This is a genomic window from Massilia sp. P1_C10 (assembly GCF_056406475.1).
Map to the genome: position 1 here is coordinate 173,083 of NZ_JBFUAC010000001.1, position 15,163 is coordinate 188,245.

Sequence of the window (15,163 nt, forward strand, 5' to 3'; positions counted from 1 at the left end):
ACCATGAAAATCATCGCCACCCTCGCTATCGCCGCGCTGTGCGCCGGCTGTTCGGCGCCGATGCCGGACCAATATGCCGCCCAGCAGCCGCGCCTCGACATCCAGCGCTACTTTAACGGCACGCTGGATGCCCATGGCATGTTCCAGGACCGCTCCGGCGCCGTGGTCAAACGCTTCGTCGTCGTGATGCGCTGCCAGTGGCAGGGCGACACCGGCACGCTGGACGAAGACTTCACCTATTCGGATGGCACGAAGCAGAAGCGCGTCTGGACCCTGCGCAAGACCGGCGACGGCAGCTTCACCGCGACCGCCGCCGACGTCGTGGGCACCGCGCATGGGGTCGCGTCCGGCAACGCGCTGCGCTGGAAGTACGTGCTGGCGCAACCGGTCGGCGACAAGGTCTACAACGTCGACATGGAGGACTGGATGTTCCTGATCGACGACAAGGTCATGCTGAACCGGACCGCGATGAGCAAATTCGGCGTGAGCCTGGGCAGTGTGACGCTGTCGTTTTCGAAACGATGAACCCGCGCATTCCCGATTGGACCGGCCGGCGCGTGTGGGTGATCGGCGCGTCGACCGGCATCGGCGCGGCCTGCGCGCGGCAGCTGTTGCGGCTCGGCGCCCGCGTGGCGCTGTCGGCCCGCAATGCCGAAGCGCTGGAGCAGGAGGCGGCGTTGTCGGCCCATGCGCTCGCCGCGCCGCTGGACGTGACCGACCACGCCAGCATATTGCGTGCGCGCGACGCGATCGTCGCGACGTGGGATGGCATCGACCTGGTGCTGGTGGTAGCCGGCGGTTACAACGAGATGCGCGCCGACAGTTTCGACCTGGCGGCGGCGAACCGGATGATCGACCTGAACCTGCGGGGGGTTTTCAACTGCCTCGATGCGGCGCTTCCCATCCTGCTCCGCCAGGGAGCGGGCGGGGTGGGCGTCGTTGCCTCGGTCGCGGGATATGGCGGCCTGCCGAAGGCGCTGGTGTACGGGCCGACCAAAGCCGCGCTGATCAACCTGACCGAGTCGCTGTTCCTGGACTTGCGCCCGCGCGGCATCGCCGTCTACCAAATCAATCCCGGCTTTGTCGACACGCCGCTGACGGCCAACAACGATTTCGCCATGCCTGCTTTAATGAGCGCGGAGGACGCCGCCGCCGAAATGATCGCCGGGATCGAACGTGGCCACTTCCATATTCACTTCCCGAAGCGCTTCACCAACAGCATGCGGCTCGCGCGGCTGCTGCCGTACCGATTGTATTTCTGGTTGATTCACAAGGTGACTGGCTTATGAACTACGAGCACGAACTCGAAACCCTGGTGCGGTTTTACGAACAGTTGAACGAAGCGTCGCTGGCGCAGCTGCCGGCGATTTACGCGCGCGACGCGCGGTTCAAGGATCCGTTCAATGACGTGCGCGGCATCGACCCGATCGTCGCGATTTTTCGGCACATGTACCGGCAAGTCGACGATCCGCGGTTTGTGGTCCACAACCGCGCGCAGCAAGGCGCCGAAGCGTTCCTGGTATGGGACTTCACGTTCCGGATGAAGCGATTCTCGAAGGGGCCCCAGTGCATTCGCGGAGCGTCGCACATCGTATTCGATGCGGCCGGGGCGGTGGCAGTGCACCGCGACTACTGGGACGCGGCCGAGGAGCTCTACGAAAAGCTGCCCGTGCTGGGAGGTTTGATGCGCTGGCTAAAACGGGCAGCAACTCGCTAAGGCACGGCGGCGCAGGCAAGCAATCCGGGAACAGAGCAATTTTACAAATATGTGCAAAATTGACACCATTTCCACAGGAGCAACGTATACACTATCTGCAGAAAAATTGTCCACGACAATTTAGTTGCAGATACGAATTTATCAAAGTTAATCGTTAAGTTGGCGAGATTGTCCAAGACGCTGCAATGCAATATCAAGGTGGGGGCGATGAGGCGCGAAGTGGTTGTCGTATCGATGGAGGGGGCATGCCGCCGCCAGGTTGCGTGTTGCTCCACCCGCAGGGGCAGAAGGCCGCATGCAGCCGCATGAAACCGGGGGGCGCGCCGGGCCGCAACTGTGCTTCGGACACGTGCGCCACAAGCGCCTGCGCCCGGTCCCCAACGAGTTCGAGTACCGAGCCTATTACGTGCGCCTGCCGCTGCGCAGCCTGGACGCGAACGCGCCGAGCTGCGCGCTGTTTTCGCGCAACCGCTTCAATCTGCTGTCGTTTCACGACCGCGATCATGGCGACGGCGCCACCGGCCTGGTCGAATGGATAGACGCGCTGCTCGAGAGGGAAGGGGTGACGGATGCCGACGGCGAAATCTGGCTGCAGGCGATGCCGCGCGTGCTCGGATTCGTGTTCAATCCGGTCTCGTTCTGGTTCTGCCACCGCGCCAGCGGTGAGTTGCGCGCGGTGCTGTGCGACGTGCGCAACACGCACGGCGAGCGCCATTTCTATTTTCTCGACGACGGCTTCGAGATTCCCAATGGCGGCGAAATGAAGGCGCGCAAGCTGCTTCACGTGTCGCCGTTCAGCGCCGTCGAAGGCGCTTACCGTTTTCGCTTCATGCGCGTGATGCGCTCGCGCGGCGGTGCGCTGACCGAGCACACGCTCGCTGCGATCGACTATGAGGACGCCGGCGGGACGGTGCTGCAAACCAGCGTGTCGGGGGCCGGCGCGCCGATCGGCAACGCCGCCGTGGCCGCGGCCTTTTTCAAGTATCCCCTGCTGACGCTAGGCGTGGTCGCGCGCTTTCACCTGCAGGCATTGCGCCTGTGGCTCAAGCGCGTGCCATGGCATTCGAAGCCGCCGCCGCCGCCGGACAATATCAGCCGGTGACGCCGGCGGCGGTTTTGAGCGCATTCGCGCGGATCGTGTCCAGCGTCGCGCCGGGCGTGATCAGGTTGCCGTCGTAGCGCAGCTCGATCAGCGCCGGCAGCGATTGCGTGCGCGTGTGTTCCAGCGCGCGCGCGAAAGCCGGACCGAATTCCTCGGTCGCCGTGACGACTTCGCCGTGCGCGCCATAGGCTGTCGCCAGCGCCGCGAAATCGGGATTGTGCAGCGTGGTGCCCGATACCCGGCCCGGATAATCGCGCTCCTGGTGCATGCGGATCGTGCCGAACATGCTGTTGTTGAAGACGATGATGATCACGCCGGCCTTGTACTGCACCGCCGTCGCCAGCTCCTGCCCGTTCATCATGAACTCGCCGTCGCCGGCGAAGGTGACCACCGTGCGTTGCGGGTCGATGATCTTGGCGGCGACGCCGGCCGGCACGCCGTAACCCATCGCGCCGCTGGTCGGCGCCAGCTGCGTGCGCATGCCTCCGTAGCGGAAGAAGCGGTGCGCCCAGGTGGCGTAGTTGCCGGCGCCGTTGGTGATGATGGTGTCCTTGGGCGCGGCGGCCTGCAGCTGCTGCACCAGCTGCCACAGGTCGAGCGGGGCGCCGCCGTCCTTGAAGATCGGCGGCTGCAGCTGCCACGCCGCGTAGTCGGCCCTCGCCTCGGCGACCGTGCCGCGCCATGCGTCCGCGTTCACCGGCGCCATCGCGGCCAGCATCGCCGCTGCCTGCGGCGCGCCGCTGTTGATCATCAGGTCGGCCTGGTACACGCTGCCCAGTTCCTCGGCGGCGGGGTGGATGTGCACCAGCTTCTGCCGCGGCACCGGCGATGCGATCAGCGAATAGCCGCTGGTGGTCATCTCGCCCAGGCGCGGGCCGAAGGCGATCAGCAGGTCGGCGTTTTTCACGCGCGCGGCCAGCTTGGGATTGATGCCGATGCCGACGTCGCCCACGTAGTTCGGATGCTCGTTGTCGAGCAAATCCTGGAAGCGGAATGCGCATCCGACCGGCAGTGCGTTCGCTTCGGCGAAGCGCTGCACGTCGGCGCAGGCTTGCGCGTTCCAGGTGCCGCCGCCGAGCAGCAGCAGGGGATTCTTCGCCGCGGCCAGCATGGTGCGCAGCGTGTCGATCTGCGCGGCCGACGGCGAGGCCTGCACCGGCTGATAGCGGCGCGCGTCCGCCGTTTCGGCCATCGAGATCAGCATGTCCTCGGGCAGCGCCAGCACCACCGGGCCGGGCCGGCCGCTGGTGGCGACCTGGAAGGCGCGCGCGATGTATTCCGGGATGCGGTCGGCGCGATCGATCTGCGCGACCCACTTGGCCATCTGGCCGAACATGCGGCGGTAGTCGATCTCCTGGAACGCCTCGCGGTCCATGAAGTCGAGGCCGACCTGGCCGATGAACAGAATCATCGGCGTCGAGTCCTGGAACGCGGTATGCACGCCGATCGACGCGTTGGTGGCGCCGGGGCCGCGCGTGACGAAGCAGATGCCCGGCTGGCCGGTCATCTTGCCGTAGGCCTCGGCCATGAACGCGGCGCCGCCTTCCTGGCGGTTGATGATGAAGCGGATGCTCGAATCGTGCAGCGCGTCGAGCACGTCGAGGTAGCTCTCCCCCGGCACGCCGAAGGCGGTGTCGACGCCGTGGATCTTCAGTGCGTCGACCAGGATCTGGCCGCCGGTGCGGGATGGTTGGGTCATGTGGGGGCCTCGATGAATGAAATCACGTGCGGCCATTCTAAGCGAGCCGTTCTGGCCGGGCTTTTGAAATGGCGACACCAACTTTCAGAATCGGCCAGCTTCGCTGCGACAGAAAGTGACGTCGGGCCCGTACTCAAAATCTATAGCAATAAATTTTCTTTTGACATACTATCTGCGAGTTGTTAAATCATAATTATTTATTAAGGGTAATCTTGAAAAAACTGACAGTTGTAGCGGCGATCGCGATCACAATCTTGTCCACCGGATGTGCGAGTGTCGGAAATGAGGCTCTACGCAAGGAGTCGGAAACCTCGATGTCCACGAAAATGACGGAAGGTCGTACCAGCAAAGCGGAAGTCCGCGGAATGTTCGGCTCGCCCCTGAAAACGACATTCACGGACGGCGGATTGGAAATCTGGAACTACGAGTTTTCTAACGTTTCGCTGGACGCGGTGAGCTATGTGCCGATCGTCAATCTTTTCGGCGCCACTGCGAGCGGGAAGAAGAAGGAACTGGTTGTGCTGTTCGATCAGGGCGGGATCGTAAAGCGGTATTCGATGAGCGAATCCGATGTAAAACAGAAGACTGGGCTATTCAATCAATAAATCGAACGATCGAATCAATCAGGGCTCGCCTACGCGAGCCTTTTTGATGTTGGTCGTCCGATCGGAGCAATCCGTCGATGCCTACACCAGTTCCCTGAAAGTCGTCTGCAGCGGGTACAATGGCGCCGTGATGCAGGCCAGGACAGCCGCTGGCTGGCGCGTAATGCGTCGGCGGGAGGAAGGTCCGGACTCCATAGAGCAGGGTGACGGTTAACGGCCGTCCGCTGAAAGCCGCAAGGTATAAGGCGAGGAATAGGGCCACAGAGACGAGCGTATTAAGTTACGGTGAAACGCGGTAACCTCCACCTGGAGCAATCCCAAATAGGCACGCGTTGAGGCGGCTCGCGGAGCGTGCGGGTAGGGAGCTTGAGCGCCTGAGCAATCAGGCGCCTAGAGGAATGGCTGTCATAGCGGGTGCTCGCAAGGGCATCCGCCGTAACAAAATCCGGCCTACCGGCCTGCTTCACACTTATTCAGGGGTCTGGTCCCGCGGACCTGACCCTCTTCAGAGTCGAGGTGTACGTTGACACACTACGTCCTCGCCCTCGACCAGGGCACCACCAGCTCGCGCGCCATCCTGTTCGACCACGCCGGCCGCCTGTGCGGCTGCGCCCAGCAAGAATACCCCCAGCATTTCCCACGGCCCGGATGGGTCGAGCACGACCCCGCCGACATCTGGGAGAGCCAGCTCGCCTGCGCGCGCCAGGTGCTGCGCGAGTGCGGCGCGACGGCCGCGCAGGTGGCCGCCATCGGCATCGCCAACCAGCGCGAAACGACCGTGCTGTGGGACCGCAAGACCGGCCACGCGATTGCGCCGGCCATCGTCTGGCAGGACCGGCGCACCGCCGACGCCTGCGAGCGGCTGCGCGCGGAAGGCCACGCAACGATGATCCAGCAGGCCACCGGGCTGGAGCTGGACGCCTACTTCTCCGCCACCAAGCTGGCCTGGCTGCTCGATCACGTCGACGGCGCCCGCGAACGCGCGCTGCGCGGCGAACTGGCCTTCGGCACGGTCGACAGCTGGCTCGCGTTCAAGCTGACCGGGCGCCACGTCACCGATGCCGGCAACGCCTCGCGCACGATGCTATTCAATATCCACGACCTGCGCTGGGACGAGCGGCTGCTGGCGCTGTTCGACATTCCCGCCGCGCTGCTGCCGGAAGTCGTCGCCAGCTCCGAAGTGATCGGGCAGGCCGATGCGGCGTGGTTCGGCGCCCCGATTCCGGTGGCCGGCATCGCGGGAGACCAGCAGGCGGCGACCTTCGGCCAGGCTTGCTGGAAGCCGGGCATGGTCAAGAACACTTACGGCACCGGATGCTTCATGCTGATGCACGCAGGGCCGAAGGCGCCGGAATCGCATCACCGCCTGCTGGCGACGGTCGGCTGGCAGGCCGGAGGCGCCACCGACTATCTGCTCGAAGGCAGCGTGTTCATGGGCGGCGCCACGGTGCAGTGGCTGCGCGACGGCCTCGGCATCATCGAAAAATCGTCGGACGTCGAGGCCCTCGCGCTCAGCGTCCCGGACAACGGCGGCGTGTTCCTGGTGCCGGCGTTCGCCGGACTCGGCGCGCCGCACTGGGACCCGTACGCGCGCGGCACGCTGGTCGGCATGACCCGGGGAAGCGGCCGGGGACACATCGCGCGCGCGGCGCTCGAGGCGATCGCCTTCCAGAGCGCGGAGCTATTGGATGCGATGCGGAAGGATGCGGCGGTGCCGGTGCGCGAGGTCAGGGCCGACGGCGGCGCCGCGCGCAACGACTTGCTGATGCAATTCCAGGCCGACCTGCTTGGCGTGCCGGTGGTGCGCCCGCATGTGACCGAGACGACGGCGCTGGGCGCCGCATGGCTGGCCGGCCTGGCGGTGGGATTCTGGGCGTCGCAAGAGGAAGCCGGCGCGCAATGGCGGGCGGAGCGGCGCTTCGAGCCCGCGATGGCGGCAGGCCGCCGTCAGGAACTGATGGCGACGTGGGCGAGGGCGGTCGAACGTTCGCGCGGGTGGGCTGCCCCGGCCCGCGCGGATGCGTGATTAGTGAATGCCGAGCGCGCGCTTGACGGCGGTCGCGCCGTTGCCCACTTCCTGCACGGTCTTCATCAGCTTCGCCTTGTCGACGCCGAGCGCAGTCGTCCAGTAGCCGACTTCGAATTCTTCATGCAGGTAGATGCAGCGGTCGACGGAGGTCTGGGTATCGATGGTCTGGTTCATGATGTGGCCTCGTAAAGTGCGGCGGTTGTTGGTGACTGCAGAATCGCACGCACTTTGAAGCGCTACCGTTAGCTGCCGTACGCACATCGCAAAAAGTGGTGCTTTTCGCAGCGCCTCAAAACCCAATCCGCGACTTGCCCGGCCCGGCCTTGAACCGCACATCCTCCGCCTTCCTGGCGGCCCGCAGCCACCGCGTAGCCCAGCGCGTCGAGCAGCGTCTTGCGCATGTCGCGCGGCGACACGCCCGCCAGCCGCTCGGCCACAGCGCCATCGAGCCTGGCCGCGAACTTCGCCAGCTTCAGCTCGCGCAGCAGCGCCGCGTACATGCCTTGGGCGATCGCGGCCGCCTGCTCCGGCGTCGGCGCCGGCACCTCGTACACCGCCATCCGGTTCAGCAGCGGCGCAGGAATGCCCTCGGTGCGGTTGGCCGTCAGGATCCAGAAAATCTGGCTGGCGTCGATCTCGACGTCGATGTACTCGTCGCGAAACGCCCGCGCCGTCTCCGGCTCGAGCAGCTGGTATAGCGCCGCCAGCGGATCGGACTGCGAGGAGCCGCTGGCCTTTTCCACCTCATCGAGCACCACCACCGGATTGGCGTACTGCCCGCGCACCAGCCGCTCGGCCACCTTGCCGCACTTGGCGCCCTTCCAGCTGGCCGAACTGCCGGTGATGACGAAGCCGGCCGACAGCGCGTTCATGCTGATCAGCTCGTACTCGGTCTGCAGCGCCCGCGCCAGGCGCCGCGCGAAATGGGTCTTGCCGACGCCGGGGTCGCCCAGCAGAAGGATCGGCATCACGTTGAAGCCGCCGTCGCCGGCGTGCGCCAGCCCCAGGTAGCGGGTCAGGTCGTCCACCACTTCCGCGAAATTGGGACACTCCTCGGCCAGCGGCGCCAGCGCGCCGGTCGACGACGGCGTGGTGACGAAGCGCTCGGCGCCGGTGTCGAGCATGCGCTCGTAGAACGCTTCGAGCTCGGGCGCGCGGCCCTTGCTGCGTTCGAGCGCGCCTTCGACGTCGGCCAGGTCGTACAGCGCGCGGGTGCGGGCCAGGGTGATGCTCACGGCAAGTCTCCTTCCACGGCCGGCGTCGTCGAATCGCGCCGGCTTTCGCTTGAATCGTACCCCGGACCGCGGCCGCGCGCAATTTGGCCGCGTGCGCGGCCGTGTTGCATTTATTGAACTGCTGAAATTTATTTTTCGTTATGTATTAGGGGAAATAGGCGTGAATACAGATGAGGTGACACATTAAGGCTCTTTGATAAGTGCCTAATTTATCGACATATTTTTACCTGAGCCGACTTCAGGGAAGTGCGCTAAGTCCTTGACTTCATTGGCAAATTTCATATTTTCCTACTGGAAATCGCTTGACCATGAGATTTGCATCCTCTAAAGTGGGCAACTGTGTGGAAAAGTGTAGTTTTGTGGGAGAAAAAATGAGCTCCCGACGCGCAAACTAAACCGCTTCATCAAACTCTAAATCAGGTAAAACCGTGTTCCAAGGCGCGTCCGCAATCAACCTCGATGCCAAAGGCAGGATGTCTATCCCTGCCAAGCACCGTGACGCACTCGCAGTTCAGTGCGAAGGACGCCTCACGCTCACCAAACACCCGGATGGCTGCCTGTTGTTCTTCCCGCGCCCGGTGTGGGAATCGCACCGCGAACAAATCGCCGCCTGGCCGATGTCGGCCAAGGCCTGGCAACGCATTTTCCTCGGTAACGCCTGCGACGTCGAGATGGATTCGGCCGGCCGCGTGCTGATCTCGCCGGAACTGCGCGCCGCGGTCGGCCTGTCCAAGGACGTGATGCTGCTCGGCATGGGCACGCATTTCGAGATCTGGGACGCCGCCAAGCTCGACGCCAGCGAAGAAGTCGCCGTCGCCGGCGGCATGCCCGATGTCCTTTCCAATTTCTCCTTCTAGGACGCCGCGATGACCGAAGTGGCGGCGCCCGAGTTCCAGCACCAGACGGTGCTGCTCGATGAAGCGGTCGATGCACTCGACCTGGCCGGCGCGCGCGCCGACGGCACTTATATAGACGGCACCTTCGGCCGCGGCGGCCACAGCCGCCTGATCCTGTCGAAACTGGGCGCCAAGGGGCGCCTGTTCGGCTTCGACAAGGACCTGCAGGCGATCGCCACGGCCGAGCAAATCACCGATCCGCGCTTCACCATCGTGCACGACAGTTTCGCGACCATGCAGTCCGCGCTGCGCGAGCGCGGTGTCGACCAGGTCGACGGCATCCTGCTCGACCTCGGCATCTCGTCGCCGCAGGTGGACGACGCGGCGCGCGGTTTCAGCTTCCGCAACGACGGCCCGCTCGACATGCGCATGGACACCACGCGAGGCATGTCCGCGGCGCAATGGCTGGCCATTGAAACCGAACAACAACTGGAAAAGGTGATACGCGATTATGGGGAAGAACGGTTTGCTTTTCAGATTGCAAAGGCGATTGTTGCTCGCCGGGCAGTCGAACCAATTTCAAGCACACGACAGCTTGCCGCTATCGTGGCAGGCGCGGTCAAGACTCGGGAAAAAGGCAAGGATCCGGCCACCCGCACCTTTCAGGCTATCCGGATTTTCATCAATCAGGAGCTTGAAGACCTCGCGGCAGGCCTGAACGCGGCCTACGCCATGCTGGCGCCCGGCGCGCGCATGGCCGTGATCAGCTTCCACTCGCTGGAAGACCGCATCGTCAAGCAGTTCTTCGCCTCCAAGGTCAAGGTCGAGCAGCCGGACCGGCGCCTGCCGATCAAGGCGGTCGACCTGCCGCAGCCGCTGATGAAACTGATCGGCAAGTCCAAGCCGTCCGACGCCGAAATCGCCGCCAATCCGCGCGCCCGTTCGGCCGTGATGCGTGTGGCCGAACGCCTGCCGGCGAAAGGCGCACAATGAACGGCAAGATCAACCTGGTCCTGCTCGCCGCGCTGGTGCTGTGCGGCCTGTCGGTGGTGAAGGCGCAGTACATCGCGCGCCATCTGTTCATCGACCTCGAGACGATGCAGCAGCAGGCGCGCCAGCTCGACATCGACTGGGCCCAGCTCCAGCTCGACCAGTCCACGCTGGGCAAGAACGCGCGCATCGAGCAGATCGCGCGCACCGAATTGAACATGGCGCCGCTGACCCCGGCGCGCACGCAGTACCTGACGGAAGGCGCCAAATGAAGAGCGGCGTGAACTCGCGCGTGGCCGCCTCGAAAGGCGTGGCCTTTTCGAAAAGCCCGGTGCTGGCGGTCCGCCTGCCGACCTGGCGTTCGCGCGTGGTGCTGTTCGTGATGTTCGCCGCCTTCGCGGCGCTGGCCGGGCGCGCCCTGTGGCTGCAGGCCGTGTCGACCCAGTTCCTGCAAAAGCAGGGCAAGAGCCGCTACGAATTCACGCTGGCGCTGCCGGCCACGCGCGGCAAGATCATGGACCGCAACGGCCAGGTGCTGGCCTCGTCGATCCCCGTCAAGGCGGTGTGGGCCAATCCCGACGACGTGCTGCGCGAGCCGCCGGAGAAGCTGCGCGCGCTGGCCAAGCTGCTGGAAATGACCGAGCCTGAGCTGCGCAAGAAGCTCGATTCGGACCGCACCTTCGTGTACCTGAAGCGCCAGGTCGAGATGGACGTCATCGAGCAGATCAAGAAGCTCGACATCGAAGGCCTCGACACCCGCAAGGAATACAAGCGCTTCTACCCGCAGGGCGAAGTGATGACCCACATGGTCGGCTTCACCAACGTCGAGGACGTGGGCCAGGAGAGCATGGAGCTGGCGCAGCAGAAGACCCTGGTCGGTGCTCCGGGCAGCCGCCGCGTGATCAAGGACCGCCTCGGCCACATCGTCGAAGACGTCGGCCTGTCGAAAGATCCGCACGACGGCCAGGACCTGACCCTGTCGGTCGACAGCAAGCTGCAGTACATCGCCTTCAACAGCATCAAGGAGGCGGTCGAGAAGTTCCACGCCAAGGCCGGCGCCGCGGTGGTGCTGGACGTGCACACCGGCGAGGTGCTGGCGCTGGCCAACTGGCCGACCTACAACCCGAACGACCGCAGCAAGCTGAATGGCGAGCAGCTGCGCAACCGCGTCATCACCGACACCTTCGAACCTGGCTCGACCCTCAAGCCGTTCACCGTGGCGCTGGCGCTCGACACCAACCGCGTCAAGCCGACCACCATGTTCGACACCGGCAACGGCCGCATGATCGTCGGCGACCGCACGATTCGCGACACCCATCCGCACGGCACCATCGACGTATCGACCATCATCCAGAAGTCGTCGAACATCGGCGTGTCGAAGATGGCGCTGGCGATGCCGTCGCAGGAAATGTGGGAGATGTTCACCAAGTCCGGCTTCGGCCAGGCGCCGCGTTTCGGCTTTCCCGGCGCCGTCGCCGGCCGCGTGCGTCCGTACAAGTCCTGGCGCCCGGTCGAGCAGGCCAACATGTCGTTTGGCCAGGGCATCTCGGTGTCGCTGCTGCAGCTGGCGCGCTCCTACATGATCTTCGCGCGCGACGGCGACATCATTCCGCTGTCGTTCCAGAAGGTCAGCGACAAGCCGGTCGGCCAGCAGGTCATCTCGCCGAAGACCGCCGCCGAAATGCGCGTCATGCTCGAATCCGTGGTCGGCCCGGGCGGCACCGCGTCGCTGGCGCAGGTGCCCGGCTACCGCGTCGGCGGCAAGACCGGCACCGCGCAGAAGGTCATTAACGGCCGCTACTCGCAGACCCACTACATCGGCTCGTTCGCCGGCATCGCGCCGATGTCGAACCCGCGCTTCATCATCGCCGTGATGGTCGACGATCCGGCCGGCGCCCTCCATACCGGCGGCAGCGTCGCCGCGCCGACGTTTGCCGCGCTGGCCGCCAACGCGCTGCGCGCAGCCAACGTGCCGCCCGATTCGTCGGTCACCGAGATCATCATTCCCGAGCATCCGCTCGAGGACTAGGACGCCATGACCCATACCGACACCTGCCAGTGGATTCGCCAGGCCGCGCCGAACGGCCGGCTCGCGTCCGACTCGCGCCGCGTCAATGCCGGCGACGTGTTCTTCGCCTATCCGGGCGATGCGGGCGACGGCCGCGCATTCATCGGCGCCGCGGTCAGGCAAGGCGCCGCCGCGGTGGTGTACGATCCGCGCGGCTTCGAATGGAATCCGGAATGGACCCTGCCGCACCTGGCGGTGGCCGACCTGAAAAAGAACGCCGGCCCGATCGCTCACGCCTGCCACGCGATGCCTGACCGCGGCATGTTTGCGGTCGGCGTCACCGGCACCAACGGCAAGACCTCGTGCGCCGTGTGGCTGGGCCAGGCGATGTCGCGCCTGGGCGACGTCACCGCCGTCATCGGCACCCTTGGTGTCGGCGTGTTCAAGGGCCGCACCGAACCGAATTTCGACGTGACCGGCTACACCACGCCGGACGCCGTGCTGCTGGCCGAAAAGCTGGCCGAAGTGCGCGACGCCGGCGCCACCGCGCTGGCGATCGAAGTGTCGTCGATCGGCCTGGAGCAGGGCCGCGCGCTGGGCATGCATTTCGACGTCGCGCTGTTTACCAACCTGACCCGCGACCACCTCGACTTCCACGGCGACATGGAGGCCTACGAGGCGGCCAAGCTGAAACTGTTCGAGTGGCCCGGCCTGAAGGCGGCCGTGATCAACCTCGACGACCCGGCCGGCCTGCGCATCGTCGCGCACCTGAAGGCGCGCGCCGCCGGCGTCGCGCTGATCGGCTACACGCTGCAGGATGCCGCGCTGCAGCCGGACATCGAAGGCGTCGCCATGCTGCGCGCCTCGCAGTTCAAGAGCCGCCACGCCGGCACCGATTTCCATCTCGACTCGCCGTACGGCGGCGCCACGGTCAAGACCCACCTGGTCGGCCATTTCAACATGAGCAATGCGCTGGCGGTGTTCGGCGCGCTGATGGCAAAGGGCGTCGCCTTGCGCGCCGCGGTCGACGCGCTCGACGCGCTGACGCCGGCGCCGGGCCGCATGCAGCAGGTCGGCGGCCAGGAAGCGCCGATGGTCGTGATCGACTACGCGCACACGCCGGACGCGCTGGAGAAAACCCTGCTGGCGCTGCGCCAGGTGGCCGATGAACGCGGCGGCCAGCTGTGGTGCGTGTTCGGCTGCGGCGGCGACCGCGATCCGGGCAAGCGCCCGCAGATGGGCGCCATCTCGCAGATCGCCGAGCACGTGCTGGTCACCTCCGACAATCCGCGCAGCGAAGAGCCGGCCGCGATCATCGCCGAAATCGTCGCGGGCATGGACGCCGCCCACCCGACATCGACTTACCAGGCGATCGAAGACCGCGCCGCGGCGATCCTGTCGGCCGTCAAGCACGCCGCCAAGGTCGACGTGATCCTGCTGGCCGGGAAGGGCCATGAGCCTTACCAGGAAATCAAGGGCCGCAAAATGACGTTTTCCGACGCCGACCACGCCGCGCTGGCGCTGGCCGCGCGCGTCACCATGATGAGGACACACTGATGCGCGCATCGCTGGCACAACTGGTCGCCTCGCTCACGGGAGCGCGCATGACGAAGAACGTCGCCTTCGAGGGCGTCTCGACCGACAGCCGCACGCTCAAGGCGGGCGAGCTGTTCGTCGCGCTGCGCGGCGAGAACTTCGACGGCCACGACTTCCTGCCGACCATCGCGCAGCAGGGCGTCGGCGCGGTGATCGCCGAGCAGCTGCCGGAAGGCTGGAACCTGCCGGCCATCGTGGTGCCGAACACCCTCACCGCGCTGGGCCAGGTCGGCCACTTCTGGCGCGAGAAATTCGCCATCCCGGTCATCGGCGTCACAGGCAGCAACGGCAAGACCACGGTCAAGGAAATGATCGCGTCCATCCTCGCGCAGGCTTACGGCGAAGACGGCCGGCTGGCCACGCGCGGCAACCTGAATAACGAAATCGGCGTGCCGCTGACGCTGATGCGCCTGCTGCCCGAGCACAAGGCCGCCGTCATCGAACTGGGCATGAACCATCCCGGCGAGATCGCGCGCCTGGCCGCCATCGCCGCGCCGACCGTCGCCCTGGTCAACAACGCCCAGCGCGAGCACCAGGAATTCATGCACACCGTGGAAGCGGTGGCGCTGGAGAACGGCGCCGCCCTGTCCGCGCTGCCGAGAAGCGGCACCGCGGTCTATCCGGCCGACGACACCTATACACCGCTGTGGGAAAAGCTGGCCGACCAGCGCCGCACCATCACCTTCGGCCTCGACGCCACCGCCGACGTCTGCTGCAACCACACCGCGAACGCCTTCGGCAGCGACCTGCTGGTGACCGCGCGCATCGACGGCAAGGCGCCGTACCAGTTCCCGGTCAAGCTGGCCGCGGCCGGCGTGCACAACGTGCGCAACGCGCTCGCCGCGATCGCCTGCGCGCTGGGCGCCGGCATCGAACAGGAAGCCATCGTGCGCGGCCTCGAATCCTTCGCGCCGGTGAACGGCCGCCTGCAGCACAAGCGCGCACGGAACGGTGCAGCAGTTATCGATGACAGCTACAATGCGAACCCCGATTCGGTACGCGCGGCGATCGACGTGCTGGCGCAAGCCGCGCAGCCGCGCATCCTGGTGCTGGGCGACATGGGCGAAGTCGGCACGCAGGGACAGCAGTTTCACGAAGAAATCGGCGCCTACGCCGCCAGCCGCGGCATCGACGCGGTGCTGGTGACGGGTGAACTGACGCGCCACATGGTGGGCGCGGGCGCCACGCATTTTGAACAGTTTGACGAGTTATTGGCAGCACTGGATACAGCACTGGGCAGTAAATCTGACGCGACTGTGTTGGTGAAGGGCTCGCGTTTCATGAAGATGGAACGCGTGGTCCAGCACCTGACTGGAACACACAACACTGGCAAGGAAGCCCACTAA

General features: G+C 65.4%; 15 protein-coding genes and 1 other RNA gene. 13 read left to right on the forward strand and 3 right to left on the reverse strand.

Annotated elements, in window-relative coordinates:
- Window positions 1-3: 3 nt before the first annotated feature.
- The 4 genes from AC1D02_RS00900 to AC1D02_RS00915 all read left to right on the forward strand — a co-directional run bounded on the left by AC1D02_RS00900 (window position 4) and on the right by AC1D02_RS00915 (window position 2,819).
- The gene (locus AC1D02_RS00900; RefSeq protein ID WP_477312752.1) at window positions 4-525 is read left to right on the forward strand and encodes a DUF3833 domain-containing protein; all 522 of its coding nucleotides are present in this window, start codon (window positions 4-6) and stop codon (window positions 523-525) included.
- Complete coding sequence (locus tag AC1D02_RS00905) at window positions 522-1,289, forward strand: SDR family NAD(P)-dependent oxidoreductase (protein ID WP_477312754.1); 768 nt, start codon at window positions 522-524, stop codon at window positions 1,287-1,289. The genes AC1D02_RS00900 and AC1D02_RS00905 overlap by 4 nt, the downstream gene beginning before the upstream one ends.
- Window positions 1,286-1,717, forward strand: coding sequence for a nuclear transport factor 2 family protein (locus AC1D02_RS00910; protein ID WP_477312756.1), 432 nt, complete (start codon window positions 1,286-1,288; stop codon window positions 1,715-1,717). The genes AC1D02_RS00905 and AC1D02_RS00910 overlap by 4 nt, the downstream gene beginning before the upstream one ends.
- 295 nt (window positions 1,718-2,012) lie before the next feature.
- The gene (locus tag AC1D02_RS00915; RefSeq protein WP_477312758.1) at window positions 2,013-2,819 is read left to right on the forward strand and encodes a DUF1365 domain-containing protein; all 807 of its coding nucleotides are present in this window, start codon (window positions 2,013-2,015) and stop codon (window positions 2,817-2,819) included.
- Here the strand turns inward: AC1D02_RS00915 and AC1D02_RS00920 are convergent.
- Window positions 2,809-4,518 carry a thiamine pyrophosphate-binding protein gene (locus AC1D02_RS00920; protein WP_477312760.1) on the reverse strand — a complete coding sequence of 570 codons (1,710 nt, stop codon included), beginning with the start codon at window positions 4,516-4,518 and terminating at the stop codon, window positions 2,809-2,811. The genes AC1D02_RS00915 and AC1D02_RS00920 overlap by 11 nt on opposite strands.
- A gap of 212 nt (window positions 4,519-4,730) precedes the next feature.
- On the opposite strand from AC1D02_RS00920, the gene AC1D02_RS00925 reads away from it, so the two are divergent.
- The 3 genes from AC1D02_RS00925 (at window position 4,731) to glpK (ending at window position 7,149) form a co-directional block, all read left to right on the forward strand.
- On the forward strand, window positions 4,731-5,123 hold the full coding sequence (locus AC1D02_RS00925) for a hypothetical protein (protein ID WP_477312762.1): 393 nt from the start codon (window positions 4,731-4,733) through the stop codon (window positions 5,121-5,123).
- A gap of 129 nt (window positions 5,124-5,252) precedes the next feature.
- An RNA gene (gene rnpB / locus AC1D02_RS00930) (RNase P RNA component class A) lies at window positions 5,253-5,592 on the forward strand.
- A gap of 54 nt (window positions 5,593-5,646) precedes the next feature.
- Window positions 5,647-7,149 (forward strand): glycerol kinase GlpK, encoded by a 1,503-nt coding sequence (gene glpK / locus AC1D02_RS00935; protein WP_477312764.1) that lies wholly within the window; start codon window positions 5,647-5,649, stop codon window positions 7,147-7,149.
- On the opposite strand, the gene AC1D02_RS00940 is transcribed toward glpK, so the two are convergent.
- Window positions 7,150-7,326 (reverse strand): DUF3606 domain-containing protein, encoded by a 177-nt coding sequence (locus tag AC1D02_RS00940; RefSeq protein WP_477312766.1) that lies wholly within the window; start codon window positions 7,324-7,326, stop codon window positions 7,150-7,152. It lies immediately after the preceding gene.
- Window positions 7,327-7,394: 68 nt separating this feature from the next.
- Entirely contained in the window at window positions 7,395-8,387 is a 993-nt protein-coding gene (locus AC1D02_RS00945; RefSeq protein ID WP_477312768.1) for an AAA family ATPase, read from the reverse strand.
- A gap of 428 nt (window positions 8,388-8,815) precedes the next feature.
- On the opposite strand from AC1D02_RS00945, the gene mraZ reads away from it, so the two are divergent.
- The 6 genes from mraZ to AC1D02_RS00975 are packed head-to-tail and all read left to right on the forward strand — an operon-like array spanning window position 8,816 to window position 15,163.
- Window positions 8,816-9,244: a division/cell wall cluster transcriptional repressor MraZ gene (mraZ, locus tag AC1D02_RS00950; RefSeq protein ID WP_477312770.1), complete on the forward strand. Its 429-nt coding sequence runs from the start codon at window positions 8,816-8,818 to the stop codon at window positions 9,242-9,244.
- A 9-nt stretch (window positions 9,245-9,253) separates the two neighbouring features.
- Window positions 9,254-10,216 (forward strand): 16S rRNA (cytosine(1402)-N(4))-methyltransferase RsmH, encoded by a 963-nt coding sequence (rsmH, locus tag AC1D02_RS00955; RefSeq protein WP_477312772.1) that lies wholly within the window; start codon window positions 9,254-9,256, stop codon window positions 10,214-10,216.
- The gene (ftsL, locus tag AC1D02_RS00960) at window positions 10,213-10,485 is read left to right on the forward strand and encodes a cell division protein FtsL (protein WP_477312774.1); all 273 of its coding nucleotides are present in this window, start codon (window positions 10,213-10,215) and stop codon (window positions 10,483-10,485) included. The genes rsmH and ftsL overlap by 4 nt, the downstream gene beginning before the upstream one ends.
- On the forward strand, window positions 10,482-12,242 hold the full coding sequence (locus AC1D02_RS00965) for a peptidoglycan D,D-transpeptidase FtsI family protein (protein ID WP_477312776.1): 1,761 nt from the start codon (window positions 10,482-10,484) through the stop codon (window positions 12,240-12,242). The genes ftsL and AC1D02_RS00965 overlap by 4 nt, the downstream gene beginning before the upstream one ends.
- A 6-nt stretch (window positions 12,243-12,248) precedes the next feature.
- Entirely contained in the window at window positions 12,249-13,778 is a 1,530-nt protein-coding gene (locus AC1D02_RS00970) for a UDP-N-acetylmuramoyl-L-alanyl-D-glutamate--2,6-diaminopimelate ligase (RefSeq protein WP_477312778.1), read from the forward strand.
- On the forward strand, window positions 13,778-15,163 hold the full coding sequence (locus AC1D02_RS00975; RefSeq protein ID WP_477312780.1) for a UDP-N-acetylmuramoyl-tripeptide--D-alanyl-D-alanine ligase: 1,386 nt from the start codon (window positions 13,778-13,780) through the stop codon (window positions 15,161-15,163). Before AC1D02_RS00970 ends, AC1D02_RS00975 begins: the two co-directional genes overlap by 1 nt.

What these genes read in the sequence shown, in the direction of transcription:
- ftsL (WP_477312774.1), top strand. Translation starts at nt 10,213, where the DNA reads ATGAACGGCAAGATCAACCTGGTCCTGCTCGCCGCGCTGGTGCTGTGC.
- AC1D02_RS00915 (WP_477312758.1), top strand. Translation starts at nt 2,013, where the DNA reads ATGCAGCCGCATGAAACCGGGGGGCGCGCCGGGCCGCAACTGTGCTTC.
- AC1D02_RS00970 (WP_477312778.1), top strand. Translation starts at nt 12,249, where the DNA reads ATGACCCATACCGACACCTGCCAGTGGATTCGCCAGGCCGCGCCGAAC.
- AC1D02_RS00975 (WP_477312780.1), top strand. Translation starts at nt 13,778, where the DNA reads ATGCGCGCATCGCTGGCACAACTGGTCGCCTCGCTCACGGGAGCGCGC.
- rsmH (WP_477312772.1), top strand. Translation starts at nt 9,254, where the DNA reads ATGACCGAAGTGGCGGCGCCCGAGTTCCAGCACCAGACGGTGCTGCTC.
- AC1D02_RS00900 (WP_477312752.1), top strand. Translation starts at nt 4, where the DNA reads ATGAAAATCATCGCCACCCTCGCTATCGCCGCGCTGTGCGCCGGCTGT.
- AC1D02_RS00910 (WP_477312756.1), top strand. Translation starts at nt 1,286, where the DNA reads ATGAACTACGAGCACGAACTCGAAACCCTGGTGCGGTTTTACGAACAG.
- AC1D02_RS00940 (WP_477312766.1), bottom strand. Translation starts at nt 7,326, where the DNA reads ATGAACCAGACCATCGATACCCAGACCTCCGTCGACCGCTGCATCTAC.
- AC1D02_RS00905 (WP_477312754.1), top strand. Translation starts at nt 522, where the DNA reads ATGAACCCGCGCATTCCCGATTGGACCGGCCGGCGCGTGTGGGTGATC.
- AC1D02_RS00920 (WP_477312760.1), bottom strand. Translation starts at nt 4,518, where the DNA reads ATGACCCAACCATCCCGCACCGGCGGCCAGATCCTGGTCGACGCACTG.
- AC1D02_RS00965 (WP_477312776.1), top strand. Translation starts at nt 10,482, where the DNA reads ATGAAGAGCGGCGTGAACTCGCGCGTGGCCGCCTCGAAAGGCGTGGCC.